Origin of the sequence: Bacillus sp. AFS073361, assembly GCF_002567005.1 — a bacterium.
Taxonomy (GTDB): Bacteria; Bacillota; Bacilli; order Bacillales; family Cytobacillaceae; genus Neobacillus.
In genome coordinates this window covers 35930-42973 of record NZ_NUZU01000020.1, presented here as the reverse complement: position 1 = coordinate 42973, position 7044 = coordinate 35930, and the positions used below count along the sequence as shown (strand labels likewise).

At 41.2% G+C, this 7044-nt stretch carries 4 protein-coding genes; 3 read left to right on the top strand and 1 reads right to left on the bottom strand.

Annotated elements, in window-relative coordinates:
* Nucleotides 1–148: 148 nt before the first annotated feature.
* Nucleotides 149–1312: a glycerate kinase family protein gene (locus COJ96_RS11965; protein ID WP_098573431.1), complete on the bottom strand. Its 1164-nt coding sequence runs from the start codon at nt 1310–1312 to the stop codon at nt 149–151.
* Between the two features lie 153 nt (nt 1313–1465).
* Between COJ96_RS11965 and COJ96_RS11960 the strand changes: the two genes are divergently transcribed.
* From COJ96_RS11960 to mngB, 3 genes are all read left to right on the top strand, one after another.
* On the top strand, nt 1466–2194 hold the full coding sequence (locus COJ96_RS11960; protein WP_098573428.1) for a MurR/RpiR family transcriptional regulator: 729 nt from the start codon (nt 1466–1468) through the stop codon (nt 2192–2194).
* A 141-nt stretch (nt 2195–2335) separates the two neighbouring features.
* Complete coding sequence (mngA, locus tag COJ96_RS11955; RefSeq protein ID WP_098573425.1) at nt 2336–4282, top strand: PTS 2-O-a-mannosyl-D-glycerate transporter subunit IIABC; 1947 nt, start codon at nt 2336–2338, stop codon at nt 4280–4282.
* 89 nt (nt 4283–4371) lie between these two features.
* Entirely contained in the window at nt 4372–6981 is a 2610-nt protein-coding gene (gene mngB, locus COJ96_RS11950; RefSeq protein ID WP_098573422.1) for a mannosylglycerate hydrolase, read from the top strand.
* Nucleotides 6982–7044: the final 63 nt, after the last annotated feature.

The following is a 7044-nucleotide window of genomic DNA, read 5'->3' as shown; positions in this document are numbered from 1 at the left end:
GAAGGTTTTTCAGTGCCCTCTGTATAAATGTGCTCTTTTTTATTCAATTCTAGCTCCCGATTGATTCTAAATCTATCCATTCAAAAAAGCCTACAAAGAACAAGCCTTTGTAGGTTTTTTTGAGATCATATAAGTTTTTTAACTATACTTATACCGCCTTTGTATCAATCTCTCTTTCTAGCAGACTTAAGACCCTTCCTATCTGCTCCGCGGTAGTCTTTAGATTTTCCCGTGTTACATCTGGTGCCATCGCCACTTCTAAATCAACCGGTCCGTTCACGATGGTAAAATAAGCGGTAATCCCTGACTCATGTAAGGAAGAATTGCCTTCTGATATATCACCAGCTAGTGCAATAACTGGAACTGCATGCTTTCTCGCCATTAGAGCCACACCCGCAGGCGCTTTTCCCATTGAGGTTTGTCCATCAAGCTTGCCCTCTCCTGTGATGACGAAGCTTACTTCCTGTAGCTTGCTCTCCAATTGAGCCTGTTCAAGAATTAGCTGAACACCTGATTCTAACTCTGCCTCCAAAAATCCTGCAAAAGCCGCACCTAAACCACCAGCTGCACCTGCACCTGAAATTTGCTGGAGTTCCGTGCCCAACTGTTTGGAAACTACATTCGAAAAGTGTTGTAGACCTCCATCTAATTCCCTCACGACCTCAGGCGTTGCCCCTTTTTGGGGACCGTAAATATGGGCAGCACCATTTTCTCCATATAGAGGATTATTGACATCACAAGCAACCCGAAACTTCGCCATCCTCACCTTTTCAGGTACAGAACTCATAACAATTTTGGTAATATTCTTCAGCTCAGACCCGCCATGGCCAACTTCTAAACCTTCCTCATTGAAAAATTGGTATCCTAGTGCTTGAAGCATTCCAACTCCTGCATCATTGGTAGCACTTCCACCAAGGCCAATAATAAAATCATGGCAGCCATTATCAAGTGCTTCTAAAATCATCTCTCCGACACCAAAGGTTGTGGTGAAAAGAGGATTGCGCTTTTCCTTCTTTAATAAAGGCAGCCCGCAGGCTTCCGCAATCTCAATGACTGCTGTCACCTGATTTCCTAAAATACCGTATCTCGCCTTAACTGGTTTACCCAGTGGTCCGGTCACCGTGGTTTCCACGAAACGTCCTTTTGTCGCATGAACGAGCGCTTCAACTGTACCTTCCCCGCCATCAGCAACCGGCACGGTCTGAATGTTGAAATCCGAATTTGTCTGTAAAAATCCGTCTTTAATAGCCTTATTGGCTTCTATTGATGAAAGACTTCCCTTTAAGGAATCCATCGCTATTAAAATATTCATGTTTGACTCCTCCCAGTTTATTCATTACTCTTGGATACCCGCCTTATTCGCGGTCAACCCAACCCGACTTTTAATCCCCCTCGTTTATTAGACGCCACCCTGTAGTGAAACCCCTTCCTTTTTGCTATAATAAACCAACTGAGGTGAATAGACATGCAATTTAAAGAGCGTATACATAAGTTTGAATATAAGTTAAATGATACGGATGACCAAATTATTGAATATATCTTAAATAACAAAGAGGACTTCGTGAACCAATCGATCCAAAGCTTAGCCGCAAACCTGTTCACTGTTCCAAACACGATTACAAGACTCTCAAAAAAGCTTGATTATGATGGGTTCTCGCACCTCAAAAATAGTATTAAGGAAGAACTCGAATCTGCCAAAGCTCCCGCCCAGGATAGTTCCTATTACAATATCCAAAAAACCTTCGAGCTTATTGATATGGAACGAATCGAAGCCGCAGCAAAAATGATTTATGATGCTAAGCATGTCCTACTGCTCGGTGTTGGTGACACAGCTGATTACTGTGAAATCATGGTCCGAAATTTACGTGTAGTTGGAAAACCGTCCGAGCACTATATTCATCGCCATGAAATGATTCACATGCTTGAACAAATGAATAAACAGGACGTTATCTTTTTAATCAGCCTATCGGGTGAAACCCCGCAAATCCTGGAGATGGCTGAAAAAGCAAAACAAAGAGAGATACCGATTATTTCATTAACCCACTTTACTCGGAATTCACTTCAAGAAGCAGCCAATGTTAATTTATACTGCTATGCACCAAAAAAGGAAAAGAACGGCTACAACATAACCGACCGAACCCCGGTCATGGTTGTATTACAGACATTATCTCAATTTTATTGGGACCATTTTTAAAAATGTGTACATATACACATGAAACCGCTTAAATTAATATCCATTGTGTAAAAATAAGAAGAATCGATCTTCTTATTTTTTTTTTGCTACGATAGACCCATGAAATGAAAACAGTTTCACGAAAATAAGGAGGTAAACGTAATGCAACTCCAAGCACTTACCTCACCAAGCCTAATCAGTACTGGAAACACCTTTGACTCTAAACAAGAAGTCATTCAGTACTTAGTTAAGCAGCTAGGTGAAGCAGGAAAATTACATTCACAACAAGAATTTCTTCAATCTGTTTTAGATAGGGAAAAGCTTTCTCCCACAGGCTTTGAAGGCGGACTTGCCATTCCACACGGAAAGTCAACTGCCGTCAAGGAAGCGGCATTTGCAATCGCCACCCTTAAAAATCCGGTAACGGACTGGGAAAGCATCGACCCAAACAATCAAGTCCAGCTGGTCATCCTGCTTGCGATTCCAGAGAATGAAGCGGGTTCAACTCATCTAGCATTGCTTTCGGAATTTGTTAAAAGATTATCAAACGAAGACTACAAAAACAAACTTTTACAAGCAAGCACTAATACAGAATTATTCAATCAATTAGATAAAACAGAAGCCGCAGAGGAAAAACCTGCAGCTAAAAAATTAAACAAAACAATCCTAGCGATTACCGCTTGTCCGGCAGGAATTGCTCATACCTATATGGCGGCAGCAGCCCTCATGAAGGCCGGAAAAGAACTAGGTGTTGATGTTTTTGTTGAAAAACAAGGGGCGAATGGCATTGAGGACCGCCACACAACAGCCCTTTTGAAAAATGCAGATGCGATTATTTTTGCCAATGACGTGGCCGTGAAAAATGAAGAACGTTTTGCCCACCTGCCAAAGGTAAAAACATCTGTCGCTGCTCCATTAAGAAATGCGACAGGTTTAATTCAGCAAGCACTAGAAAAGGCAGAAACGAATCCGAAAAAACAGTACAATCCGTCACAAACCGCTGATTCTTCAACTGAAGAGGGCGGTGAAAAATCATTTAAAACTGAAATTAAAGACTCGATCTTAACAGGTATTTCTTATATTATTCCTGTTATTGTGGCTGGCGGTATGACATTAGCGGCAGCAGTTCTAATCTCGCAAGCTTTTGACCTTCAAGATGTGTATGCGAAAGAAGGTTCCTGGCTTTGGTTATTAAGACAGCTTGGGGGCGGACTGCTCGGCCAGTTGATGGTTCCAATATTAGCAGCATATATGGCCTACTCCATCGCGGATAAACCAGCGCTTGGACCTGGTTTCGCTGCCGGTGTTGCGGCAAACCTAATTGGCTCTGGATTCCTTGGCGGTATGCTTGGTGGTTTCTTAGCTGGTTTCTTCTTAAAATTTTTAAAGAAAAAGATCCAGCCAAAAGGTACCTTCGCCGGATTTATCAGCTTCTGGGTATATCCAGTGGTCGGAACGCTTGTCGTCGGTTCAATCATGCTATTCGTTATCGGTGAACCACTTGCCATGATAAATCAAGGCTTAATCACATGGCTTGGCAGTCTGTCTGGCACGAATGCCATTATTTTAGGGGCGATTCTTGGTGCAATGGTTTCATTCGACTTAGGAGGCCCAGTCAACAAAGCGGCTTACACCTTCTGTATCGGTGCCATGGCAAGCGGAAACTTTATCCCTTACGCGACTTTTGCTTCTGTAAAAATGGTTTCTGCCTTCTCTGTTACAGGTGCAACGATTATTGGAAAACAGTATTTTACTAAACAAGAACAAGAGGTTGGAAAGCAAACTTGGCTGCTTGGCTTAGCGGGTATTACCGAAGGGGCGATCCCTTTCATGATTAATGACCCATTAGGCGTGATTCCATCGTTAATCGCTGGTTCAGCCGTAACAGGCGCAATTGTTGCCTACTTTAATATTGGCTTAAATGTTCCTGGCGCCGGCATATTCTCGTTAGCGCTATTACAAGGACAACCAATGTTACTAGCAGCAAGCGTTTGGCTAGGAGCAGCACTAATCGGAGCGGCAATTTCAATGGTTCTATTAATCGCTACAAGAAAAATGAAATTGAAAAAAGAAAATAATGAAGTAGCAGCAACAAAAAAAGCAGCTTAAGAGTTACTTTTTTTAAAAAAGTGAACAAAAAAAAACATATGGTACCTAGAGAACAGCTCCCTAGGTACCATTGACATTTGGAGGACATCATGAAAAAGGTTCATATCGTACCCCATATGCATTGGGACAGAGAGTGGTACTTTTCAACAGAAGAATCTCGAATTTTACTCGTTAATAATATGGAAGAAATCTTGGAAATGCTCGAGAACAACCCAGATTATCCTTACTATGTATTAGATGGCCAAACCTCAATCCTAGAAGACTATTTTGCGGTAAAACCAGAAAATAAAGAACGCGTGAAAAAACTTGTTCAAGAAGGAAAACTCATTATCGGACCATGGTACACCCAAACCGATGAAATGGTCGTTGGCGGAGAATCCATCGTCCGCAACCTACTGTACGGATTAAAAGATACAGCAGAATTTGGACAGCCGATGATGATTGGCTATCTGCCTGACTCCTTCGGACAAACGTCGCAAATGCCGCAAATCTTAAATGGATTTGACATTAAGTACTCCATTTTCTGGCGCGGCACTTCTGAGCGCCATGGTACCAATAAAACCGAATTCTACTGGGAAAGTGATGACGGCAGCAAAGTATTAGTACAGCTATTCCCGCTTGGTTATGCCATCGGAAAATACCTCCCTGAGGATGAGGAAAAACTAAAAGAACGGATTGATAAATATTTTACGGTTCTTGACCGCGGAGCGACAACGGAAAACATTATTCTCCCGAACGGTCACGATCAAATGCCAATCCAAAAAAATATCTTTACCATAATGGAAAAGTTGCAAAACCTCTACCCAGACCGTGAATTTTTCTTAAGCAAATATGAAAATGTATTTGAAGAGCTCGAAAAGAATCAATCCCTGCCAACGCTTCAAGGTGAATTTTTAGACGGTAAATACATGCGTGTGCACAGAAGTATCTATTCGACTCGGATGGATATTAAAGCAGCGAACACACGAATTGAAAATAAAATCACGAACATCCTAGAACCATTAGCCTCGATTGCTTATTCACTAGGCTTCGAATACCATCACGGGTTAATCGAGTTAATTTGGAAAGAAATCATGAAAAACCATGCCCATGACAGTATCGGTTGCTGCTGCTCAGATAAAGTTCATCGTGAAATCATGAACCGCTTCTTCCTTGCGGAGGAAAAGACGGATCAGCTGATTGAATTTTACAAGCGCAAAATCACGGATTCGATTGATACAGATCGTAAAGAAGATCGTTTAACAGCTTTTAACCTGCTGCCTTATGATCGTAAAGATGTGGTGACCACTACCGTCATTTCAAAACTGAATTCCTTTACACTTGAAGATGCTGACGGAAACACCATTCCTTTTGAGGTATTGAAAAAAGAAATCCTTGATCCTGGTTTGATTGACCGTCAAATCGTTCATTACGGAAACTATGATCCATTTTTCCAATATACGATTCAATTAAAAGATTCGATTCCTGCAATGGGCTATAAAACATACTTTGTCGTTGGCACCGAGACAAATATCATCAATTCATTGGTAGAAAAAGAAACGGTAGAAACGGAATTTTACAATGTTTCCGTCAATCCAAATGGCACACTTAACATATACGATAAGCAGCTCAAAAAGGCGTTCAACCATGTGCTTCTGCTTGAAAACGGCGGAGATGACGGAGACGAATACGATTTCTCACCTCTACCTGATGAAAAACTTATTTATAGCGATAACGCTCAAGCTGAAATAAAAATCACCCAAAATCAATACGAGGCCCAAATTGACATTCAGTTAAAACTTGAGGTCCCTGGCGATTTAGAAAATCGAAAAATCAATAAAGTCGACCGCTTTGTCGATGTTCATTTGAAGGTAACGATTCCAAATCACCAGCCATTCATTAAAGTGGATGCTGAAATAGACAATCAAGCAAAGGACCATCGTCTTCGTGCCTTGATTCCTACTGGTATCGCTGCTTCCTTCTCGGTATCGGACAATCAATTCGGATTTATTAAACGCGATGCCTATGATTCGGCGATGGAATACTGGGAAAATGAAAATTGGGACGAGCGTCCAGATTCGATTTATCCAATGCTTTCCTTCGTTGGTCTTTCTGAAGAGGAGCATGGGATCAGTGTATTAACGAACAGCACACGGGAGTATGAAATTATCGGAGAGAATGATGATACGATCGCGATTACCCTTTTCCGCAGCGTTGGCTTTTTAGGAAAAGAGGAAATGCTCAGAAGACCAGGTCGTCCATCAGGAATTAAACTTCCGACACCTGATTCCCAAATGATTGGGAAACTCAAACTAGATTTTGCGATTACAACACATAAAGGCTCAACGACACAAGCAAACATCGGAAGAATGGCAAAGGAATTTACTACACCAATCCAAACCTATAATAAGATTCCGTATAATGCAATGAAGCTAAATCCATCTGGTGTCAAAACACCATTAACCTTTAGCTTACTAAAAGAAACTAGCCCGACTACTGTTTTGAGCACACTGAAAAAAGCTGAAAAAGAAGATCGCTTCGTTCTCCGCTTCTTCAATCCGACAGAAGAAGAAACTCAAGGGTCGTTTACACTGAATCGTTCCGTTGACCATGCAACAGCAGGAAACTTGAACGAAAAAGCAATAGCGCCATTAACATTAAACAATAATCAATTTCTTGTTCCGCTAAAACGAAACCAAGTAAAAACTGTATTATTCTAAAAGAAAAAAGTCTATTCCTTCTATAGCTAATTAGAAGGATAGGCTTTTTTCTTTAACAGCTTT

Excerpts from the sequence above, each read along its gene's own strand:
- COJ96_RS11960 (WP_098573428.1), top strand. The coding sequence starts at position 1,466 with ATGCAATTTAAAGAGCGTATACATAAGTTTGAATATAAGTTAAATGAT.
- mngA (WP_098573425.1), top strand. The coding sequence starts at position 2,336 with ATGCAACTCCAAGCACTTACCTCACCAAGCCTAATCAGTACTGGAAAC.
- mngB (WP_098573422.1), top strand. The coding sequence starts at position 4,372 with ATGAAAAAGGTTCATATCGTACCCCATATGCATTGGGACAGAGAGTGG.
- COJ96_RS11965 (WP_098573431.1), bottom strand. The coding sequence starts at position 1,312 with ATGAATATTTTAATAGCGATGGATTCCTTAAAGGGAAGTCTTTCATCA.